The organism is Streptomyces sp. TP-A0874, assembly GCF_001748085.1.
In the GTDB taxonomy this organism is placed as follows: domain Bacteria; phylum Actinomycetota; class Actinomycetes; order Streptomycetales; family Streptomycetaceae; genus Streptomyces.
The window spans coordinates 14,190-36,371 of sequence record NZ_BBZK01000004.1 but is presented as its reverse complement, the minus strand read 5'-3'; the positions used below and the strand labels follow the sequence as shown (position 1 = coordinate 36,371).

At 73.3% G+C, this 22,182-nt stretch carries 14 protein-coding genes; 10 read left to right on the top strand and 4 right to left on the bottom strand.

The window, feature by feature from the left end; all coding sequences use genetic code 11:
* The first annotated feature begins 183 nt into the window (after window positions 1-183).
* The gene (locus BGP73_RS04360) at window positions 184-1,671 is read left to right on the top strand and encodes a DNA-binding protein NsdB (protein ID WP_069812148.1); all 1,488 of its coding nucleotides are present in this window, start codon (window positions 184-186) and stop codon (window positions 1,669-1,671) included.
* 240 nt (window positions 1,672-1,911) lie between these two features.
* Here BGP73_RS04360 and BGP73_RS04355 read toward each other — a convergent pair whose 3' ends face one another.
* On the bottom strand, window positions 1,912-3,408 hold the full coding sequence (locus tag BGP73_RS04355) for a PP2C family protein-serine/threonine phosphatase (RefSeq protein WP_069812147.1): 1,497 nt from the start codon (window positions 3,406-3,408) through the stop codon (window positions 1,912-1,914).
* Between the two features lie 332 nt (window positions 3,409-3,740).
* On the opposite strand from BGP73_RS04355, the gene BGP73_RS04350 reads away from it, so the two are divergent.
* Together BGP73_RS04350 and BGP73_RS04345 are read left to right on the top strand one after the other, a co-directional pair.
* Window positions 3,741-5,165 carry a HEAT repeat domain-containing protein gene (locus BGP73_RS04350; protein ID WP_069812146.1) on the top strand — a complete coding sequence of 475 codons (1,425 nt, stop codon included), beginning with the start codon at window positions 3,741-3,743 and terminating at the stop codon, window positions 5,163-5,165.
* Between the two features lie 78 nt (window positions 5,166-5,243).
* Complete coding sequence (locus BGP73_RS04345; protein ID WP_069812145.1) at window positions 5,244-8,855, top strand: hydantoinase B/oxoprolinase family protein; 3,612 nt, start codon at window positions 5,244-5,246, stop codon at window positions 8,853-8,855.
* 42 nt (window positions 8,856-8,897) lie between these two features.
* On the opposite strand, the gene BGP73_RS04340 is transcribed toward BGP73_RS04345, so the two are convergent.
* From BGP73_RS04340 to BGP73_RS04330, 3 genes are read right to left on the bottom strand one after another with little or no spacing between them, the layout of a single operon-like run.
* Window positions 8,898-9,788, bottom strand: coding sequence for a biotin-dependent carboxyltransferase family protein (locus BGP73_RS04340; protein WP_069812144.1), 891 nt, complete (start codon window positions 9,786-9,788; stop codon window positions 8,898-8,900).
* On the bottom strand, window positions 9,785-10,405 hold the full coding sequence (locus BGP73_RS04335) for a 5-oxoprolinase subunit B family protein (protein WP_069812143.1): 621 nt from the start codon (window positions 10,403-10,405) through the stop codon (window positions 9,785-9,787). The genes BGP73_RS04340 and BGP73_RS04335 overlap by 4 nt, the downstream gene beginning before the upstream one ends.
* A complete protein-coding gene (locus tag BGP73_RS04330) occupies window positions 10,402-11,172 on the bottom strand; it encodes a LamB/YcsF family protein (RefSeq protein ID WP_069812142.1) in 771 nt (256 codons plus the stop codon). The genes BGP73_RS04335 and BGP73_RS04330 overlap by 4 nt, the downstream gene beginning before the upstream one ends.
* 216 nt (window positions 11,173-11,388) lie before the next feature.
* On the opposite strand from BGP73_RS04330, the gene BGP73_RS04325 reads away from it, so the two are divergent.
* The 7 genes from BGP73_RS04325 (at window position 11,389) to BGP73_RS04295 (ending at window position 22,072) form a co-directional block, all read left to right on the top strand.
* Window positions 11,389-12,105 (top strand): GntR family transcriptional regulator, encoded by a 717-nt coding sequence (locus BGP73_RS04325; protein ID WP_069812141.1) that lies wholly within the window; start codon window positions 11,389-11,391, stop codon window positions 12,103-12,105.
* 143 nt (window positions 12,106-12,248) lie between these two features.
* The gene (locus tag BGP73_RS04320; RefSeq protein WP_069812140.1) at window positions 12,249-12,965 is read left to right on the top strand and encodes a DUF969 domain-containing protein; all 717 of its coding nucleotides are present in this window, start codon (window positions 12,249-12,251) and stop codon (window positions 12,963-12,965) included.
* A complete protein-coding gene (locus BGP73_RS04315) occupies window positions 12,962-13,930 on the top strand; it encodes a DUF979 domain-containing protein (RefSeq protein ID WP_069812139.1) in 969 nt (322 codons plus the stop codon). Before BGP73_RS04320 ends, BGP73_RS04315 begins: the two co-directional genes overlap by 4 nt.
* An 11-nt stretch (window positions 13,931-13,941) precedes the next feature.
* Window positions 13,942-14,601, top strand: coding sequence for a pyroglutamyl-peptidase I (pcp, locus tag BGP73_RS04310; RefSeq protein ID WP_069812138.1), 660 nt, complete (start codon window positions 13,942-13,944; stop codon window positions 14,599-14,601).
* A gap of 76 nt (window positions 14,602-14,677) precedes the next feature.
* The gene (locus BGP73_RS04305) at window positions 14,678-16,198 is read left to right on the top strand and encodes a hypothetical protein (RefSeq protein WP_069812853.1); all 1,521 of its coding nucleotides are present in this window, start codon (window positions 14,678-14,680) and stop codon (window positions 16,196-16,198) included.
* Between the two features lie 112 nt (window positions 16,199-16,310).
* Window positions 16,311-17,234 (top strand): hypothetical protein, encoded by a 924-nt coding sequence (locus tag BGP73_RS04300; protein WP_069812137.1) that lies wholly within the window; start codon window positions 16,311-16,313, stop codon window positions 17,232-17,234.
* A gap of 116 nt (window positions 17,235-17,350) precedes the next feature.
* Window positions 17,351-22,072, top strand: coding sequence for a hypothetical protein (locus BGP73_RS04295; protein ID WP_069812136.1), 4,722 nt, complete (start codon window positions 17,351-17,353; stop codon window positions 22,070-22,072).
* Window positions 22,073-22,182: the final 110 nt, after the last annotated feature.

The window sequence follows — 22,182 nt, the reverse complement described above, 5'->3', positions numbered from 1 at the left end:
TTCCGGCCGAGGACCTGAGCCTGGGGAGCGGAGTCCCCCGGCGGAACGGGCGGCGGACTCCACCCGACACCCCGAGTCGGGTGGCACACCATCTGGCGCACCCTGGCGAACCCTGGCGAATAGTCGCCCGGCCGGTCACCGGCCGTTACTGTCGAACTCAGCCGAGGAACCTGGGGGCTTGTTGTGAGCAAGGGGCCCAACACCCGACTCGCGGACCTGTTCGGGATGTCCGGCTGGTCCAAGGGGGAGCTGGCGAGGCTCGTCAACCGGCATGCGACGGCCTTGGGCCATCCGCAGCTGGCGACGGACACCTCGCGGGTGCGGCGCTGGATCGACACCGGCGAAGTGCCGCGCGATCCGGTGCCCAAGGTGCTGGCGTCGCTGTTCACCGAGCGCCTCGGCCGTGTCGTGACCATCGAGGATCTCGGCTTGGGTCGGCGAGCGCGCGCCGGATGGCAGCAGTCTGCCGAAGGGCTGCCGTGGGCGCCGGAGCGGACAGCCGCTGTCCTCACCGAATTCACGGGAATGGACCTCATGCTCAACCGACGCGGCTTGGTGGGTGCCGGCGCGGCGCTCGCCGCAGGATCGGCGCTCACCGGCGCCATGCACGAGTGGTTGCACACCCTCCCGACCCCTGATCCCCGAGGCGACCGGGCCGTGGGCGGCCGTCCGACGTCCGATACCGCCGATCACGACCGCTACGAGGCGGCACCGGTCGGGTCCCAGGAGATCGAGGCCCTGGAGCACTCGGTCGAGGTCTTCCGAGCCTGGGACGCGGCCCGCGGCGGCGGCCTGCAGCGGAAGGCGGTGGTGGGCCAGCTCAACGAGGTGGGGGGGATCCTCGCCTACCGCCATCCCGAGCATCTGCAGAGCAGGCTGTGGGGTGTGGCGGCCAACCTGGCGGTCCTCGCCGGTTGGATGTCCCACGACGTGGGCCTGGAGCCCACCGCGCAGAAGTACTTCGTCATCGCCGCCCATGCGGCCCGGGAGGGGGGCGACCGTCCCAGGGCCGGCGAGGCCCTGTCCCGGGCGGCACGCCAGATGGTGCACCTGGGCCGACCGGACGACGCGCTGGACCTCATGGAACTCGCGAAGTCCGGCTCCGGCGAGGAGACCCTGCCGCGTACCCGGGCCATGCTCTGCACAGTGGAGGCGTGGGCCCAGGCTTCGGCGGGACGCGGCCAGGAGATGCGGCGCACCCTGGGCGAGGCGGAGGAGCTCTTCGTGTCGGACCGCGTGGACGTGCCGCCCCCCAGTTGGATGCAGTTGTTCGACGAGGCGGATCTGCACGGAATGCAGGCTCTCGCCTACCGCACACTGGCCGACCACGAACCGGCGGCCGCCGCCACCGCCCAGCACCACGCGCAGGAGGCCCTGCGGCTTCGGGCCTCGGGACGCCAGAGGTCGAAGATCTTCGACTACATCACGCTCGCCTCGGCGTGTTTCCTGGCCGATGATCCCGAACAGGCCGACCGCTACGCCCGGTTGGCGCTGATCAGCATGGGCGAGACCTCCTCACACCGCACCTGGGACCGGCTGCGCGAGATGTACCGACTCACCGGGCGGTACTCCGGGTCCGCCGCCCTGAAGGAACTGCGCGAGGAGATCCGGGAAGCGCTGCCCAGGATGCCCGGAGGGGGCACGGGCCGACTGCGCAACGCCACCGTCTGAGACGCTCAGCCGCACCGACGCCACGGCCTGAGGGTTGTCCCGTGATCCCTGGTGGGCGCACGACGACAGCTGCGGCACCTCGCCGCGTTATCGGAACACCCATACGCCCAGTATCGGGACGTCCCTCCGCCTTGCGACGCACCGCATCTGACGCCGTGCGCTGATCCCCGGGGATTACGGGACAACCCTCAGCCGAGGGACCGGTGGGTGAATCCATCCTCGACCGGGGCTGGCGCACGGTCAGCAGCCGACCCGGGCGATGAGCACGGAGGCGTCGGCGGCACGCTCCGCATCGCTGAACTCCTCGGTCACCAGCCGTACCCACTCCCGCGGGTTGCGGGTCGCGGTCAGACGCGGCGCCAGGCCGAGCAGTCGGACAGGAGGGCTCTCGACCCGCTCGCCGCTGCTGCCGGGGCGCCAGGGCGTGAGGCTCTCGGTGTGGAGCAACAGCAGGTCACCGGGGTCCAGCACGGCGGAGTGCTGCCGGTGCCCACCGGCCGGAGCGGCGGCCCGGGCCGCAGTCCCGGAGGGGTGCAGCGGCTCGGCCGTCCCGTCGCGGAACAGCAGCGGCGGGGGCCCACCGGCCTGCGCCCAGCTCAGCTCACGGGTCCGCGGGTCGTAGCGGCAGCAGACCACGCCGCCCAGCACCGGCTGTGCGCAACTGTCGAGCATCTGGCCCAGCCACCCCAGAAGGGGGCCGGGAGCGATACCCGCAACCGCCATACCGCGCAGCGCCCCCAACAGTGTGGCCACCCCGGTGGTGGCCCGCGCACCGTGACCGAGGAGCTCTCCGACACTGAGCAGAGTCGCGCCGTCCGGCAGCGGGAGAGCGTCGTACCAGCCGCCCCCGACCAGGTCGCTGGTGGTCGACGGCAGGTACTGCGCGGCCAGTTCGAGCGTCTCCGACCCGCTCCGCAGCAGCCACGGGGCCCCGTGCCGTGGCGGAAGCACGGTCTCCTGCAACTCGATCGCGGTGCGACGCGCCTGCCGCTCAGCGGCCAGTTGCCGGTGGAGCGAGTCACGGGTCTCGCCGGCCGCCAGCTGGCTCCGGCGCAACTCGCTGACGTCCCGGAACACCGCCCACATGGAGGCGGTGTCGCCCTCCTGGTCGAGCACCGGCTCACCCACCATGTGCAGGGTGCGCACCGGACCGTCGGCCCGCACGACGCGGAACTCCCCGTCGATCGTCCTGCCGTCCACCAGGCAGCCGGTGACCATGGCCGTCAGCAGACCCTGGTCCTCAGGGAGCAGCAGGGAGGGGAGTTCGTCCAGCGAGAGCGGGCCGTCATCGGGGGAACGGCCGAAGATGGTGAAGAGCTCTGCCGACCAGTCGACCTGGTCGGTGAGGAGGTTCCACTCGGCGCTGCCGACGCGGTTGAGGAGTGAGTCCGCCCGCGCCGCTCCCTCCGGAGTGGGTGGGAGGACGGAGTGGGAGGGGGGCGCGGCCGCGGGGGAGTCGACGGCACCGGGTGGAAGAACCGGGTCCGGACCGGTGGCTCCGGCCGGCAGCCCCTCCCGGAGCTGGCTGAGCTGCCGGCCGAGGTCGTCGAGGTGGGCCACCGCCAGGTCGCAGAGGGTGCGCTGCCACCGGGATCGGGCACCGTCCCGCCCCACCGCCTCCCGGCGCATGGCGTCCACTTCGCCGCGGAGCTGCCGGGCCCGGTCGAGGATGGAGTCGACCGCGGGGCGCTCGGGAGGTGCGGCGGCGAAGGGATCCGCGGGCACATGGGACGGCATGGCGTACTCCGATACGGGCGCGGCAGGCTGAGGGGAGACTTGCCGGAGGGCCGGTAACGACTGTTGCACAGTGAGCGACGGGCCGTAAGGGATTTGCCGACACCGGACCGGTTCATGCCTGTGGCATATGCCAATGGCGGCCGGTCGGGGGCGGCCCCTCCTCCCACCAGCCCGACCCCGCCCGAGCGGAGCAACCGGCTCGCCCGGTAGGCTGCCGCGCTCAGCAGGCCGGACAACCTCTCCGTACAGGCATGGACTCCGCGCTTGTGGCAAGACTGCCGTCCAACAGAAATCCCGTTGCCAGCGGACCCCCCACACCGGATGCTGACCTCATGTTCGATCCAGACATAGCGCCCAGCGGCACCCTCCTCGGCCTCCTCCAGCGGGGCCGGGGGGACGGCCTGCTGCACGCCCTCGCCGCCCCGCGGTCCGAGGCGCTGGCCGCGCTGCACCAGTGCGTGCTCCGCGACCCACGGCACGACTGGCGGATCGAGAACCGCTCCCTGTACTACGCGCGCGTCCTGCTGGGGCTCGACGGCCGCCTGGAGCGGATCGAGGAGCACCTCTTCCACCCGGACGACCTGCTGGACTCCGCGCCCGAGCGCACCGGGCTGGCGCTGTCGGTACTCGGCCACCTCGCCTCCTACGGACGAACCGACGCGACAGCGGCGCTGCGGCGCTACGCGGGCCGTGGCAGCAACTGGCACTGGGCGCTCGACGAACTCGCCCTCCGCGACGACGAGGCCGGGCTCCGGGCGATCGGGCCGGCCGTGCTGGAGAGGTTCCCGCCGACGCCCGAAGGCATCGCGGAGTTGGCCGGTGCGATGCGGTGCAGCTACGAGCCCCGGCCCTGGCGGCTGTGGGCGGAGACGGCCGCCCCCGAACTGGCCGCCCGGGTGCGGGCCGCCGAGGAGCACGCCTCCTTCGACCGGTGGCAGCGGCAGGTCCGGCCGACGGGGCCGAGGCCGGACTGGAGCGTCACGGCAGTGCTCGCCTGGGCGCAGCAGGGGATGGAGGAGGACCCGGATCGGTCCCGTCACCTCGCTGCCGCACGCTGTCTGACCGCCGTGGCCGGCCCGCGGGACCGCCCCGTCCTCCTGGAGGCCGCCCGCAGCGGACCGGAGGCCGCCCGCAGCACGGCGCTGCACCACCTGGCCGAGCAGGAGGACCCGCAGGCACTCGACCTGCTGGAGGCGGCGGCCGAGAGCCCGTCACCACTGGTCGCCGGGGTAGCGACAGCCTCCCTCGGACGGATGCGCGGCGGTGCGGCGGTGCTCCGCGCCCGCTCCTGGGCCTCCCACGACACCCCGCTCGGCCGCGCCGCCGCCGTGCTGCTGGCCCGCCGAGGGGTCCCATCCGACGGACCCTCGGTGCTGGCCGCGCTGCGGCGCGTGGTGCGGAGCGAGGGCGCGGACGCCGCCGACCTGTGGCCGCTCGTCGAGGGCGTCGAACGGCTGGTGGTGCACCGCGCGGTCCCGCTGCTGCGCCACCTCTACCGCGAGACCTCCTCCTCCCGTCTGCGGGGGGCGACCGCCCGCGCGCTCGCCGTCACCGACCCGCGGTTCGCCGCCGGACTGGCCGTGGAGTGCCTGTGGGACTGCGAGGAGACCACTCGGGAGCTCGCCGCCGGGCACGCCGCGATCGGCGACAGCCGGGTGGTCGAGCAACTCCGCCGACTCGCCGCCGACCCCGCCGAGGAGGACGGCGTGCAGACCGCCGTTCGCGGCCGGATCGGCCCGGACGCCCTGACCGAGTAGGCGACACGCCTCCGGCCGGGAGCCGCGCCCGCGGGCCGCCGCCCTGCGGCGTCGCCGGAACCCGGAGACAATGCCGGGGTGACCGGGCGCTGGGAGTTCTGGATCGACCGGGGCGGGACGTTCACCGATGTGGTGGGCCGTCGCCCGGACGGCCGGCTGGTCAGCCGGAAGCTGCTCTCCCACAACCCGGGGAGGTACCGGGACCCGGCCGTGGCCGGCCTGCGGGCGCTGCTCGGTCTCGCCTCCGACCAGCCCGTACCGGCCGATCGGGTGGACGTCGTCAAGATGGGCACCACGGTGGCGACCAACGCCCTCCTCCAGCGGCGCGGCGCGCCCACGGTGCTCGTCGTCACCGAGGGGTTCCGGGACGCGCTGCGGATCGCCTACCAGAACCGCCCCAGGCTCTTCGACCGCGAGATCCTGCTGCCGGAAACGCTCTACCAACGGGTGATCGAGGTGCCGGAGCGGATCGACGCCCACGGCGCCGTGGTGCGGCCACTCGACCTGTCGACGGTGACCGAGCGGCTCCGCGCCGCCCACCGGGACGGGTTCCGCAGCGCGGCGGTGGTCCTGACCCACGGCTACCGCCATCCCGAGCACGAGAACGCCGTCGCCGACGCGGCGAGCCGCATCGGCTTCTCCCAGGTCAGCAGGGGGCACGAGGTCAGTCCGCTGATGAAGCTCGTGCCCCGCGGCGACACCACGGTGGTCGACGCGTACCTGTCGCCGATCCTGCGGCGCTACGTCGGGGAGGTGGCGCGGGAACTGCCCGGCATCCGCCTCATGTTCATGCAGTCCAACGGCGGGCTGCGGGAGGCGACCCACTTCCGGGGCAAGGACGCCGTGCTCTCCGGGCCGGCGGGTGGTGTCGTGGGCATGGCCCGCACCTCCGAACAGGCCGGCTTCGACCGGGTCATCGGCTTCGACATGGGAGGCACCTCGACCGACGTGTCGCACTACGCGGGCGAACTCGAACGGACCCTGGGCACCGAGGTCGCGGGGGTCCGGATGAGCGCGCCGATGCTGAACATCAACACCGTCGCCGCCGGTGGCGGCTCGGTGCTGCACTTCGACGGACGGCGGTACCGGGTGGGGCCCGACTCCGCCGGCGCGGACCCCGGGCCGGCCTGCTACCGGCGCGGCGGTCCGCTGACGGTGACGGACGCCAACCTGATGCTCGGCCGGGTACGGGCCGAGCACTTCCCGGCGGTCTTCGGCCCGGAGGGCGACCAGCCGCCCGATACCGAGGTCGTCCGGCGCGGCTTCGAGCAGCTCGCCGCCCGGACCGGCAGCGCCGCGGGTGACCCGCGCAGCCCCGAGGAGGTGGCGGCCGGCTTCCTCGAGATCGCGGTGCTCAACATGGCGAACGCGGTGAAGAAGGTCACGGTGCAGCGCGGCCACGACGTCACCCGATACGCGCTGACCAGCTTCGGCGGAGCCGGTGGCCAGCACGCCTGCGCGGTCGCCGACGAACTCGGGATCGAGACGGTGATCGTCCCCCCGCTGGCCGGGGTGCTCTCCGCCTACGGCATCGGGCTCGCCGACGCCACCGCCCTGCGCGAACAGTCGGTCGAGGCGGAGCTGTCGGACTCCGGGACCGCCGAGGCGCGTCGAGTCTGCGAGGAACTGGCCGCGCGGGGCCGCGCGGAACTGCGCGCCGACGGCATCCCCGACAGCGCCGTGACCGCCGTCGCCCGCGCCCACCTGCGCTACGCCGGAACGGACTCCGCGTTGGCGGTGCCGCTGGGCCCCACGGCCCGGATGAAGCAGGACTTCGAGCAGGCGCACCGGGCCCGATACTCCTTCACCATGGACAAGCCCGTCGTCATCGAAACCGTGGCGGTGGAGGCGGTCGGCGCCGCCGGCCGGCACCGACCGCGGGCGATGGCGGAACGCCCGGCCGGGAGCGCACCGCCGCACGCCGGACGGGTGTCGATGTTCTGCCGGGGCCGGAGCCGAGGCACCGAGCTCCACCAGCGGGCCGAACTGCGCCCCGGCGACCGGGTGGAGGGGCCTGCCCTGATCCTGGAAGCGGACTCCACCACCGTCGTGGAGCCGGACTGGCAGGCGTCGGTGGGGGAGTTCGGCCATCTCCTGCTCACCAGGGTCCGACTGCGGCCCGGCGCCGTCGAGGTGGGGACCGCGGTCGACCCGGTGCGGCTGGAGGTCTTCAACTCCCTTTTCACCGCCGTCGCCGAGCAGATGGGCGTACGACTGGCGAACACCGCCCACTCGGTCAACATCAAAGAGCGCCTGGACTTCTCCTGCGCGATCTTCGACCCCGGCGGAAACCTCATCGCCAACGCTCCGCACATCCCCGTCCACCTGGGGTCGATGGGCGAGGCCGTACAGGAGGTGCTGCGGCGGAACGCGGATGGCCGGGCGATGCGACCGGGGGACGTCTACGCCGTCAACGACCCCTACCACGGGGGCACCCACCTGCCGGACATCACCGTTGTCACCCCCGTGTTCGGCGAACACGGGGAGGGGTTGCTCTTCCTGGTGGCCTCCCGGGGCCACCACGCGGAGATCGGCGGATTGACCCCCGGCTCCATGCCGGCCCGCAGCCGCACCGTCGAGGAGGAGGGCGTGCTGTTCGACAACTGGTTGCTGGTGCGCGACGGCAGGATGCGGGAGGAGGAGACCCGCCGGCTGCTGACCGGGGCCCGTTACCCCTCCCGCGACCCGGAGGCCAACCTCGCCGACCTGCGCGCCCAGATCGCCGCCAACGAGAAGGGCATCCGGGAACTCTCCGGCCTGATCGACCAGTTCGGCCTCCCCGTGGTGCAGGCCTACATGAAGCACGTGCAGGACAACGCCGAAGAGTCGATCCGGCGGGTCATCGCCTCGTTGCGCGAGGGGGCTTACCGCTACGAGACCGACAACGGGGCCGCGATCGAGGTCGCGGTGCGGGTGGACCGCGCCGCCCGCACCGCGGTGCTGGATTTCACGGGCACCTCCCCGCAGCAGCCGGGAAACCTCAACGCTCCCCGGGCCGTGGTGATGGCGGCGGTGCTGTACGTGTTCCGCACGCTGATCGCCGAAGACCTGCCACTGAACGGAGGCTGCCTCAAGGCCCTGGAGATCCGGGTGCCGGAGGGCTCGATGCTGGCTCCGCGCCCTCCGGCCGCTACGGTCGCGGGCAACGTCGAGACCTCCCAGGCGGTGACCGGGGCCCTGTACGCCGCACTGGGGGTCCAGGCCGAGGGCTCCGGCACCATGAACAACGTCAGTTTCGGCAACGACCGCGTGCAGTACTACGAAACGGTGGCCAGTGGGTCGGGTGCCGGGGAGGGCTTCCCGGGCGCCGACGCGGTGCAGACGCATATGACCAATTCGCGGATCACCGATCCCGAGGTGCTCGAATGGCGCTATCCCGTGAGGCTGGAGGACTTCTCCGTACGAGAGGGCAGTGGCGGCCGGGGACGGTGGAACGGGGGGTCCGGAGTGGTACGGAAGCTCCGGTTCCTGGAACCGATGACGGTGGGGCTCATCTGCCAGCACCGCCGGGTCCCGCCGTACGGCATGGCCGGCGGCCTCCCCGGGGAACTGGGGAGCAACGAGATCCAGCGGGCCGACGGCCGCGTCACCCGGCTGGCCGGCTGCGATCTGGCTGAGGTCGGCCCGGGCGACCTGCTGGTCCTGAAGACACCCGGGGGCGGGGGGTTCGGCGCGCCGGCCGAGGGCTGACCGAGGCCGGACCGCGCTCCCCACCGGACGCGGGACCGGCGCTCAGTTGCGGCCGGGCGCGGCTCGCCGGCGCCGTAGGACGAAGCGGAGCGGGGTGCCGGGGACCGCCTGCGCGGTGGGGTCGAGCGCTTCTTGGGGGACGACCCCGATCACGGGGTAGCCGCCGGTGGTGGGGTGGTCGGCGAGGAAGACCACCGGGCAGCCGTCCGGCGGTACCTGTACGGAGCCGAGCGTCATGCCCTCGCTGGGCAACTCCTCCTCTCGGGCGCGCTCCAGCGCCGGCCCCTCGGTGCGCAGACCGATCCGGTTGCTCGCTGCGGAGACCCGGTACGTGCCGGTCGCGAGCGTCCGCAGAGCCCCGTCGGTGAACCAGTCCTCGCGGGGACCGGGCAGCAGCGGGAGCACCAACTCAGCCGGCGGCGCCTGCCACGGCAGGGTGGGGGCGGACACCGGCCGCACGGGCCGGGCCGGGCCGAGCGGCAGTGTGGCGCCGTCCGTCAGCGGTTCGGGGCCCAGTCCGGAGAGCAGGTCCGTCGAACGGCTGCCGAGCACCGGGTCCACGGCGAGGCCCCCGGCGAACGCCAGGTAGCTGCGGACCCCGTACTCGGCCGGCCCCAGCGAGAGCACCCCGCCGGCCGGGACCGCCACGGGCCCGCTCCACGCCACCGGACGTCCGTTCAGGGTCACCCGGCACGGGGCGCCGGTGACCGCGGCGGTCGTCGGCGTGTCGGCCCGCACGGCACATCCGTTCAGGGTCGTCTCCAGGACGGCGGCCCCGGGTTCGTTCCCCACCAGCCGGTTGGCCAGCGCGTGCGCCCCGGGGTCCAACGCGCCGGAACGGGGCACCCCGAGGTGCGCGTAGCCCGGTCTGCCGGTGTCCTGCACCGTGGTGAGCGCGCCGGCGCGGACCACCCGGATCGACCGGCCGCTCATACCGCGGTCTCCGGGACGAAACGGACCCCGGCACCGGGCGTGAGCAGTGCGGCCGGTTCGCGCTCCGGAGACCAGAGCACGACGTCCGTGGTCCCGATGAGCAGCCAGCCGCCGGGGGAGGGCCGGGGGTAGACACCGGTGTAGGTGCCGGCGAGGCCGACCGATCCGACCGGGACCCGGGTACGAGGGGTGGCGCGGCGGGGCACCCGGCGGTGCTCGGCCAGCCCGGTGAGATAGCCGAACCCGGGGGCGAACCCGCAGAACGCCACCCGGAAGTCGGTGCCGGAGTGGATCCGAGCGACTTCCCGTTCGGTGACCCCCCACAGCTCGGCCACTTCGGCGAGGTCCGGGCCGTCGTATCGGACGGGGACCTCCACGACCTGCCGGGCGGTGGGCGCCAGGGGCGGGACCTGCCATCGTGGAAGCTCCGCGGCGAGCGCCGCCGGGTCCGGGATCCCGGTGACCAGGACGGTCCGGGCCGCGGGCACGATCTCTCCGGTGGCCGTGAGCGCGCCCGCGGCTCGGCGGCGGAGCAGTTCGGCGTGGAGCGCCCCGACATCCTCCCCGTCGTCGAGTTCGATCAGGAGCCCGTGGTCTCCCACCGGCAGGGGCCTCATCCGAAGGCCCCGACGGTTATGCCGGCAGCCTCCAGCCCCGTCCTCAGCCGGCGCGCCAGATCCACGGCCCCTGGGGTGTCGCCGTGCACGCACAGCGAACGGGCCCTGAGGGCTATCCGCTCCCCGCCGACGGTGGTCACCTCTCCGCTCCCGGCGATGGCGAGGGAGCGCCGCAGCACCTCGGTCGGGTCGCTGACCACCGCGCCGGGCCGGTTCCGCGGCACCAGCGCGCCCGCCGCGGTGTACGCACGGTCGGCGAACGCCTCGGCGACGACGGGGAGTCCGGCCCGTGCGGCGCTGGCGTGCAGACGGGAGCCCGGCAGACCGAGCACCGGCAGCTTCGCCCCGCCCGCCGCCAGCAGGATGCCCTCGACGACGGCAGCGGCCTGCTCCTCGTCGACGGCCACGCGGTTGTACAGGGCCCCGTGCGGCTTGACGTAGCGCACCCGGCTGCCGGCGGCCCGGGCGAATACCTCCAACGCGCCGATCTGGTAGGCGATCTCGTGCGTGAGTTCCTCCGGTGGCACGTCCATGGCCCGACGGCCGAACCCAACGAGGTCCCGGTAGGAGACCTGGGCGCCCACGGCCACCCCCCGCTCGGCCGCCATGGTGCAGACCCGGTGCATGGTGCTGGGGTCCCCGGCGTGGAAGCCGCAGGCGACGTTGGCGCTGGTCACCACCGAGAGCAGGCCCTCGTCGTCGGTGAGGCTCCACCGCCCGAACCCCTCCCCGAGGTCGGCGTTGAGGTCCATCACCAGCTCGGTCATGTCTCTCCGTTCGTCCTGCCGGAGCGCCTCCGGTCGGCCGCGGCGCCCGCCCATCGCCGGTCCGGTCCCGGGTCCGCGGAAGACAGGGGGAACGATCGGCCGACCATACGGTAAGGGATTGTTGAACGATCCGACAAGAGGTCGTTGTTCTCCCTCCGCAACTGGGATTGACTCCTGTGCGGGAAAAGCCCGCTACGCCGGGCGGAAGGGAAGAGAATCGTGACGAACGGGGTTGGCCGGCGCTCGGCGGAGGTCGCGGGACTGGAGGCGGACCGGGCGCTGCTCGGTCGGACGAGCACCGCGGAGCGGGTCGCGGACATCCTCCGGGACCGGATCGCCCGCGGCTGCTTCGCACCCGGCGCCCGGCTCTCGGAGGACAGCATCGGGGGCGCCCTCGGGGTCTCCCGGAACACGCTCCGGGAGGCGTTCCGGCTGCTCACCCACGAGCGACTGCTGGTCCACCAGCTCAACCGGGGGGTCTTCGTGCGGATCGTCACCGTGCAGGACCTGGTGGACATCTACCGGGTGCGGGAGCTCGTCGAGTGCGCCATCGTGCGCGGCCTGGGGGATCCGCCCTACGACCTGAAGCCGGTGGAGGCGGCTGTCGCCGCCGGGGAGTCGGCGGTACGGGAGGGCGCCTGGCAGGAGCTCTCCACCGCCAACATCCGTTTCCACCAAGCCCTCGTGGGCCTCGCGGGCAGCCCGCGCACCGACGACCTGATGCGCGGCCTCTTCGCCGAACTACGCCTGGTCTTCCATGTGATGGACGATCCGCGGCGCTTCTACCAGCCCTACCTGGCCCGGAACCGGCAGATCCTCGAAGAGCTCCGGCAGGGGCGGCCAGCGGCGGCCGAGCGGCTTCTCGCCCGCTACCTGGAGGACTCCCGAAGGCAGCTCGCCGGGGCCTATGCCGAGCAGATGCCGGAGAACTGACGGCGCGGAACTTCCCAACGGGGCGCGCGTCCGGAGCGATGGTGACTCCGGCGATCGACCTCTTGTCGGATCGTTGAACGATCCTCTAGCCTCCCCGCATTCGCCTCACGTCCCGGTGAGGTCCGTGTGCGAAAGGCGGACGCATGATCGTTCTCCTCGGTGTCCTGGTGGTGGTCCTGGGGTTCGCCACCAGACGGAACCCACTGCTGGTGGTGGGTGTCGCCGGTATCGCCACCGGCCTGTTGGGCAGGCTGTCGCCTCGCGAGGTGCTCGCGGCCTTCGGTGAGGGGTTCGCATCGAGCCGCGCGGTGACGATCTTCGTCATCACGTTGCCGGTCATCGGCCTGCTGGAGCGGCACGGCCTCCAGGAACAGGCCCGCAGACTCATCGGCAGGCTCAGCGGACTCACCACCGGCCGGTTCCTCGCCATCTACCTGGGGCTGCGCCAACTCACCGCGGCCTTCGGCCTCATCAGCATCGGAGGGCCCGCCCAGAGCGTCCGGCCGATGATCGCGCCGATGGCCGAGGGAGCTGCCGAGCAACGGTACGGCCCACTGCCGGACCGGGTGCGCGAACGCATCCGCTCGTACTCCTCCAGCGCCGACACCGTGGGGCTGTTCTTCGGCGAGGACTGCTTCCTCGCGATCGGTTCCATCCTGCTCATCACCGGTTTCGTCAACAGCACCTACCACACCCACCTGGAGCCGCTGCAACTGGCGCTCTGGGCCATCCCCACGGCGGTCTGCGCCTTCTTCGTCCACGGAGCCCGCCTGCTGCGCCTGGACCGCTCCCTGGAACGGGAGATCATCGCGGCCAACGCGGAGTCAGCGGCCGGGACACGACACGAGGAGGCCAAGTGATCCGGGCCGAGTGGTTCTTCTGGCTGGTGGGCGCGGTCTTCGTCGCGATGGCCCTGCAGATGGTCCGGGATCGCAGCAACGCCCGGCGGCTCGGCTCAGCGGCGTTCTGGGGGCTGTTGGGGCTCTGCTTCCTGTACAGCACCTGGGTGACCGAGAAACGGGCCCCGGCCGAACCGCTCGGCGTGGCCGTCCTGGTGATGGTCTGCCTGGCCGGGTTCGGACGCACCGGGCGGGGGACCCCGCGTACGACGACAGCCGAACAGCGGACCGCCGCCGCCGAGCGGCTGGGCAGCAAGCTGTTCATCCCGGCGCTGACCATCCCGGTCGTCGCGGTGCTCTGCGCCTCGCTGGTCAAGCACTGGACCATCGAGGGACGTCCGGTTCTCGAACCGGGCAGCGAGACCATCCTGGGGCTCGGCATCGGCTCCATCGCCGGCCTCGCCGTCGCCATGTTCGTCGTCCGCGAGCGCCGGGCCGCGGTGCCCGTGCACGCCGGTCGAGGACTGCTGGAAGCCATGGGCTGGGCACTCCTGCTTCCCCAACTCCTCGCCGTGCTCGGCTCCATCTTCCAGGTGTCCGGGGTCGGCGACCAGGTCGGCAGGATCACCGAATCCGTACTGCCGGAGGGGCAGAAGTACCTCGCCGTCACCGTCTACTGCGTCGGAATGGCGCTGTTCACCGTCATCATGGGAAACGCCTTCGCGGCCTTCCCGGTGATGACCGCCGCCATCGGCTGGCCGGTGCTCATCGAGCAGATGCACGGCAACCCGCCCGCGATCCTCGCCGTGGGCATGCTCGCCGGCTTCTGCGGCACCCTGGTGACCCCGATGGCCGCCAACTTCAACCTTGTGCCGGCGGCGCTGCTGGAACTCAAGGACCAGTACGGCCCGATCAAGGCACAGATCCCCACCGCCGGCGCGATGCTGGCCTGCAACATCCTCATCATCTCGCTGTTCGCTTTCTGAGGGAGACCCAAGTGGCCCGGGTACTGCTCACCGGATTCGAACCGTTCGACGGCGCCCGGCTGAACCCGTCCTGGCAGGCCGTCCAAGCCGCGGCCCGATCGCCGTTGCCCGGAGTCGGGCCGCTCGCGGCGGTCCGGCTCAGCTGCCGGTTCGGTACGGCCATCGAGGAACTCGAAGCCGCCGTCGAGAGCCACCGGCCCGAGTTGGTGGTGTGCGTCGGACAGGCCGGCGGCCGGGCCTCCGTCAGTCTGGAAAGGACAGCGGTCAACGTCGACGACGCCCGGATACCCGACAACGCCGGCCGGCAGCCCGTCGACGAGCCCGTCGTGCCCGGTGGACCCGTCGGCTACTTCAGCACCCTCCCGGTCAAGGCCTGTGCCGCCGCGGTACGCGCGGCGGGGCTGCCCGCCTGCGTCTCGCAGACCGCCGGCACCTTCGTCTGCAACCACGTCTTCTACGGACTGGCGCACCTGATCGCCACGGAACGGCCGGAGATCCGCGGCGGCTTCGTGCACGTGCCCTACGCGCCGGACCAGGTCGCCGACCGGGGCGGGAGCGGCGACGCGCCCTCGATGTCCGTCTCCGACATGGCGAAGGCGCTGCGGATCATCGTGGCCACCGCGATGGCCACCCGCGCCGACATCCGGGTTGCCGAAGGGGCCACCCACTGAAGGGCCGCGGTTTCGGGTGGCCGAACCAGAATGCGCCGTTTCGATCGCAGACGGTGGCACCGCTTAACCTGTCGTGGTGACTGCCAACCCCCCTGCCGCGCCGGCCGCTCCGAACCCGCCGGCCGGCCCACGGCCCGCGCCAGGGCCGGCCGCCGACGAGGGGCTGGCCCGGCGGCTGCGAGCGCTCGCCTGCACGGCACCCCTGCACGACCTGGACGCCCGCAAGTCGAACCTCGCGGGCGAGTACCGCGGCTACGCCATGGCGGAGGTGGCGCTGGCCGCCATCGACCTGGTCACCCTCAGCATGGACTTCGACACCGGCGCAGACCAGGAGCAGATCCTGGCCAAGCTGCTGCCCCGGGTGGCAGCCCAGGCCCCTGAGCGGCCGGCCGGCGAACACGAGTGGGTGGCCCGCTGGGTGCTGGAGAACCTCATCAACGTCGGCAGCGTGGACCGGGGCTTCCGAGCCGTCTACGGCACCTTCGGCGCGGACGGCGTCTACGTCCGCCGGGACTACGACTTCAAACTGATCGAGGAGGTCCCCGGCCCCGGCGGCAGCGTCTACCTGCGCACCACCGACGAGGCCGTCAACGTCCTGGTCGGCGCCCTCGACACCGATGTGACCAGCGCCCAGATCGCCGCCGAGGTCAAACTGGAGGTGCTGATCAGCCGGGGCCGGCTCGCCGATGCCCAACTCGCCGCCGAACAGGCCCGCTACCGCACCGTCCAGTACGCGGAGACCCTCCGGCGCACACTGGAGGCCACCCGCCGCGACGTCCGCGCCGTGGACTGGCTGCAGACCGTCCCCGACATGATCGACGAAGCGCTCGAGCACGTCGCCGAACGGTACCGCCACGAGAACGCGATCCTGACCAACATCCGCCGGGCCCGCGACGAAACCGAGGAAGCGGAGCACAAGCGTCGAGCCGCCGAGTTGGTGGACATCGTCAAGGACTGCATCAGACGCCACACCCAACTCCAGTCCCGCCTCCTTGCCGCCGGACCGCTCTTCCGCGCCGAGCAGGACCGGCAGGCGTTCGCCCGCCCGGCAGCCGGAGCAGGCCTCGACCTCCACGGCCAACTCCTCGCCCCCTGTGTGGCGCTGCCGGTCCAGGACGCGCGCCGGGTCACCGACGCCTTCTTCGCCCGCGGCACCGGCCTGCGCGGTCCGTCGGCCGTACGCCTCGGCGACCTCGTGGACGTGCTGTTCACCCCGCCCGCCGAGCGGGACCACCTCGGCGTGGCGCTGCCGGACCCCGACCTCGTCGCCACCCCCGACGACAGCCGTTTCACTGAGCCGCAGTTGGCCGAGGCCATGGAGATCCTCGACCTGCCGCCCCATGCGCCGCGCCGGCTCTCCGGCCTGCTCGCCGAAGCCCGCCGGAGAGACCCGGACCTCCCGCACCTCGTCGCTCTCCTCGCGGTGCACGCGGCCAGCCCGCCCGTCGGCAGCGCCCAACGCCAAGGCGAGCGGCGGCTGCTGTTCGCGGTGGACGACGGCGAGCGGCTCGACGACCCGCAGTACGGAGGAGCCGACCTGATCGTCGGCACCGCCCTGCTCACCACGGCGGACGCCGAGACCCCGGAGGGGCCGTGAAGGCCTCCCGCGGTCGGCTGGACCGCACCCCACCCGGAGGCGGGAGCACAGCTCCCCGCAGCAGCACAAGGCGGCCGGTCGGCCGGACGGAACAGAACGAGGAGCAGCAGCCGTGAGTGAACAGCACGCCGAGGACGCTGCCCGGACCGCACCGCTCGGCGGGACCGCTGCCGCCGAGCCCACCGCGGAACACACCGAGCCGCCCGCCCCGCCCCGCGGCGTGACCCCCGGTGACGCCGCCGACGCCGCGCGTCTCGTCGCCTTCGGCCTCCAGCCCAAACTGCTGCCGGCCCGGGACCCGGAGTACACCGACCTGCTGCGCCGCCATCGCGACGACCCCGCCTTCGCCCGGCTCGCCGACGCCGTCGCCGCCGGCCTCGGACTCGTGGTGCTGGAGGTGTCCGCCCGGGCCGGGATGGCCGTGGCCGCCGCCGAGGACTCGGTCTTCGCCGTCCGCATGGGCGACTACGCCCGCCGGGCCTCGGCCGACTCCGCAGACCGCTTCCTCCACGGCCTCGCGCACCTCGCCGTCGCCGCCATGGCCTTCCCCCGCCCCGAGGACCTCGCCGACGACGGCTACATCGGCAGGATCACGGTCAGCGGAGTGGAGGCCTTCGTCCGACAGGTCTGCCGCCGACTGGAGGAGCGGGCGGAGGAACGGGGGGAGAACACCGACCCGCGGACCGAGGAACCGGGACTCGAGACCGCCTGGCGGGTGTACGCCAGGCGCAGTGCCACCGGCGCCACCAAGGATGCCCGCCGCCTGGCCGGCTCGACCACCGGGATCATCGCGAAGGCGGTCGCCTTCCTCGTCGACTCCGGCTTCCTGCAACGCGCCGGTGACGACGCCGGCGGTGCCTACCGCACCACGGCCCGCTACCAGCTCCAGGTCCGCGACATGGCAGGGAGCGCCGCCATGGGCGAACTGCTGGACCTGGGCGTGGTGCCGATCAGCGACGGCACCGGCACGCTGCTGCCGACAGACGACTCCGAGGCACTGGCCGCCGAAGCGGGGCTGCCGTTCCACCACGCCTGACAACCTGATCCGGCAGCGCCGGACGCCCCGTCCGGGGGCGAACCGACGCCGAGCGGCGTCCCGCCGGCGCACCCATCCCGACCGCCCCAACCACCGCACACCACGAGAGTCCCACCATGTACGAGCTGTCCCGGGTCCGCCTCTACTCCATCGGGCCTGCCGGTGCGCGCTACGCCGACACCGTGCTCGACCTACGCGGCGTCGGCGAGCCGGTGAGCGACCCGGCCCCCGTCCAGGCGGACTTCTTCGAGGAGGAGCCGACCGGCGCGCCGCGCCGTCCGGCCCCGGCCGGAGTGCTCTTCCTTGAGAACGGCGGCGGCAAGTCCGTACTGCTCAAACTCATCTTCTCGGTGATGCTGCCCGGCCACCGCAACACCCTCGGCGGAGCCAGCTCAGGAGTGCTGCGGAAGTTCCTCCTCGCCGACGACTGCGGCCACGTCGCCCTGGAATGGCAGCACACGCTCACCGGTGAGTGCGTGGTGGTCGGCAAGGTCAGCGAGTGGCGCGGCCGGCAGGTCTCGGGCGACCCCAGGAAGTTCCTGGAGGCCTGGTACTCATTCCGGCCGGGCGCCGGAATGAGCCTGGACTCGCTCCCGGTCGCCGAGGCCACGGCGGTACGCCCACCGGGCGACGGGGTCTCCGGAGCACGCGGCCGCCGCCGCACCCTGAAAGGCTTCCGGGACGCGCTGACCGAGGCCGGCAAGGCCTATCCGAACCTCGACGTCACCTGGGTGGAGGTGCACGAACGCTGGAACGAACACCTCGGCGAACTCGGCCTGGACCCGGAACTCTTCCGCTACCAGCGGGAGATGAACGCCGACGAGGGCGAGGCGGCCGGCCTCTTCGCCGTCAAGAACGACTCGGACTTCACCGACCTCCTGCTGCGGGCGGTCACCGACACCCGGGACACCGACGGGCTCGCCGACCTCGTGCACGGCTTCGCCCACAAGCTCGGCCACCGGGCCGAACTGACCGCCGAGCGGGACTTCACGGCCGGCTCGGTGGACCTCCTCGGACGCATCGTCGAACTCACCGAGGAACGGAACCGCGCCCGGGACCTGCACGCTTCCGCCGACCGCGGTGCCCGTGCGCTCGTCGGACAGCTGTCGGCGCGGGCGGCAGCTGAACGGCACCGCTCCGCCGCTCTCGCCCAGCGGGTGGCGTCCGCCGAGCACACCGTCCGCCAGGCCGAGGAGACCCGCCACCACAGCTCCCTGATCGCCGCCGAACTCGCCTACCGGCACGCCTCGCTCGCCCTCGCGGCGGCGGAGAAGGCCGCCGCCGCGCAGCGCCGCGAACTGAACGAGGCGCGGGCGGTGCTCTCCGCCTGGCAGGCCGCCGAGGCGGTGCTGCGCCACCGTGCGGCAGCCGACCGCTCCACCCGGGTGGCGGCGGCGATCCGGGCGGCGGAACGCGACGCGGCCCCCGCCCTGGCGGCCCGGGCTTCGGCGGCGGGCGAGCTCGTACAGGCACTGAACTGCGCGGCCCGGGAGGCCGAACAGCACGCCACCGACGAGGAAGAACGTTCCACGGCCTTCCAGCGGACCGCGGAGACCGCCCAGCGGGAGTCGACCGCGGCGGCCACCGAGGCGCAACGGGCACGGAGCGAGTCGGGCCACCTCCAGCAGCGGCTCGCGGAGGTGGCCCAGGAGGTCGACGAAGCCGTACGGTCCGGGTGGATCGAGGAGTCCACGGTGGAGACCGATCCGGCTCGGGCCGCACTGGCCGCCAGCGACGCCGCCAAGGCCGCGGCCGAGGCGGCCCAGCAGGCCCGTACGGCTGCCCGGGACGCCCAGGAGCGTGCCAGGGAGGCGGCGGTCGCGGAGGGGAAGAGCGAGTTGGCCGCCGCCCGAGCCTGGGACACGGCCGAGGCGGCGGGCAGGGCACACACCGACCAGCACCGGTCCGCCCGGGAGCTGGCCGCCCAGCCGCGCCTCGCGGAACTACTGAGCCTCCCCGCACCCGCCCCACAGAACGGAAACCAGCCCGGGGGCGGCGCGGAGTCCGAGAGCAGAGTCCCCCGGCCGCGCCGGGAAGCGGCCCGTACGACCGCCTCCGGCCAGGAACCCGAGCCCACGGGCGACGTTGCGGCCGCCCACCGAGACCCCCTCGAAGCCGATGAGCTGGACAGCCACGCCGAGACGCTCGCGGGGCTGCTCGACCAGAGCGTGCAGGCCGCCGAGCGGAACCTGTTCGAACTGCGTACCGCCGCCGCCGACGACACACGCATCCTCGCCGCGCTCGGTGACGGCGGACTCCTCCCCCCGGGGCCTGATGTGCTCGCCACCGTCGAGTACCTCGGCGAACACGGCATCCCGGCCCTGCCCGGGTGGCGCTACCTCGCGCAGGCCATCGACCCGGCAGAGCACGCCGCCGTCCTCGCGGCGCGCCCGGAACTCGTCGATGGCGTCGTCATCACCGACTCCGCCAGCCACGCCCGCGCCCGGGAAGTCCTCGCCGGCGCCGCCCTGCTGCCCCGGTCCGCCGTCGCCGTCGGGACCGCCGAAGCCCTGTCCGGCCCACCCGTACCGGTGAGCGACCGGGGCTCCGGGGAGGTCTTCCTCGTCCCGCCCAACCCCGCGATGCACGACGAGCACGCCGCCGACGACGAGCGGCAGACACTCCGGGAGCGGGTGATCGCCCGAGACGAGCGGATCCGCGCCCTCGCGGCTCGGCTCCAGGGCGACCGGGCGCTCGCCGCCCGGCTCGCCGCCTGGCGGAGCGACTGTCCGGCCGGGCGCCTCGCCGAACTCGCCGCAGAGGCCGACGAGGCCCGCGCCAGGGCCGAGGAGGCTCAGGAAGCGCTCATCGCGGCCCAGGTGGAGCGAGTCGCCGCGGACCAGGCGGCAGCCGACCTCGGCACCGTGCGGGACCAGCGCCAGGAGGAGGCGCAGCGGGCCCGTCGGAACGCCGACGCCCTGAGCGGCCTCGCGACCCGGCTGCGCTCCCGCGGCGGCTGGCGGAACAGACTCCGGGAGCTCGCGGAGGAGGCGGCGGAAGCCGAGGAACGGGCAGCGGCCTGCCTGGACCGCTCCCGCGCCGCCGACGAAGACCGTCGGACGGCCCAACGCGCCGCCGACGACGCCCGCCGGACGGCCCGGGCCCTGCGCGCCGAGCGGGCCGAGATCGCCGGTGTCCCCGAGGACCTCCCCGACGGACCGGCTCCGGGCGGCCGGACGCTTCCGGACCTGCGAGAGGCCTACCGCGCGGCCTCCCAGCTCTACGAGAAGGTCGGCGTGGGCGCCGACCTGCGCACCGAACAGGCGCGCGCCGAGAGCGACGAGAGCGTCGCCCTCGCCGACCTCGAACGTTTCAGCAACAAGGCCCGCACTCGCGCCGCCCGGCTGCTGGCCGGTACCGACGGCGCCGACGTCCCTTCCCGTCAGGCCGCCGTGGCTCGGGCCGAGTCCCTGGTGCAGCTGCTGGAGAGCCGCTCCGCCGCGGCGAGCGAGCGGCTCGGCAGGCTCAGGGGAGAGGCCGAACGGCACGCGCCGGCCGACGGGCGGGCGCATACCGAACTCCCCGAGCGGTCGGAGCCCACCGACGCCGAGCAGGCCCAGGCGCTGCTGCGCAGCACGACCGCCGAATTCGCCGCCCACACCCAGGCCCTGGAGACGGCGAAGGAGGAGCTCAGCGAGTCGCTCCGGGCCCATCAGGCCGCGGAGGGGGCCGCGGCGGGCTTCGAGGAGACCGCCGCCCTCCTCCGCGACCTGCTCCGCGAGCCCTCGTCCCCGGCACCGGCCGCCGGCACGGACGGGGGCGATGGCGCGCCCGAGCCGTATCCAGGGAGCCTGGCCGAGGCCCGCTCGGCGGCCACCGAGGCGCGCCGGCGCCTCCGGGGGCGTGCCGGTGAGCTGTCCACCGCCGAGTCCGCCCTGCGGGAGGCGAGCGACGCCCTCGTCCGCCACGCCAACTCCAGCCGCTACGAGCAGGTGCGGACGGCGGCCCGGCAGCAGATCCGGGAACTGCCCGCGGCCGCCCTCCCGGAACACGCCGCGGCCTGGGCGAAGGCGTTCACCCCCCGGCTGAGGGTGCTCACCGACGAGTTGGCGCAGTTGGAACGGAACCGCGACAGTATCGTCGACCGGCTGCGCGGTCTGGTCGAGGCGTCGCTGGCCACTCTCCGTTCCGCCCAGCGGCTGTCCCGGCTGCCCGAGGGGCTGGGGGAGTGGTCGGGGCAGGAGTTCCTCCGCATCCGCTTCGAGGATCCGGACCACGCCACCCTCGCCGAACGTCTGGGGGAAGTCGTCGACGAGGCCACCCGGACGGCCGTCCGCAACAACTCCGACCTCCGCCGTGACGGGATGTCCCTGCTGCTGCGCGGTGTCGCGGCTGCACTGCGGCCCAAGGGCGTCGCCGTCGAGATCCTCAAGCCGGATTCGGTGCTTCGGGCCGAGCGGGTTCCGGTAGGCCAGATGGGCGACGTCTTCTCCGGCGGCCAGCTGCTCACCGCGGCCATCGCCCTCTACTGCACCATGGCCGCGCTCCGCAGCAACGACCGGGGCCGTGAGCGGCACCGGCACGCGGGCACCCTCTTCCTCGACAACCCCATCGGCCGGGCGAACGCCACCTACCTGCTGGAGCTGCAACGGGCGGTCGCCGACGCGTTGGGCGTGCAACTCCTATACACCACCGGCCTGTTCGACACCACCGCCCTCGCCGAATTCCCCCTGGTGATCCGGTTGCGCAACGACGCGGACCTGCGGGCCGGGCTCAAGTACATCAGCGTCGAGGAGCATCTGCGGCCGGGGCTGCCCGACCAGCAGCCGGAGACGGAGACGGCGCACGCGGAAATCACCGCGACCCGGGTGTACCGCCGCCCGGCCGAACGCAGCTGAGAGGTGGTTGCCACGCCGGCGACCACGAACCCCTGACACCCTGTCACCGGCGCCCGTCCACGACAGCGGACCGAAGTACGTATTGCTCGCCGAACGCGGACAACGAGGAG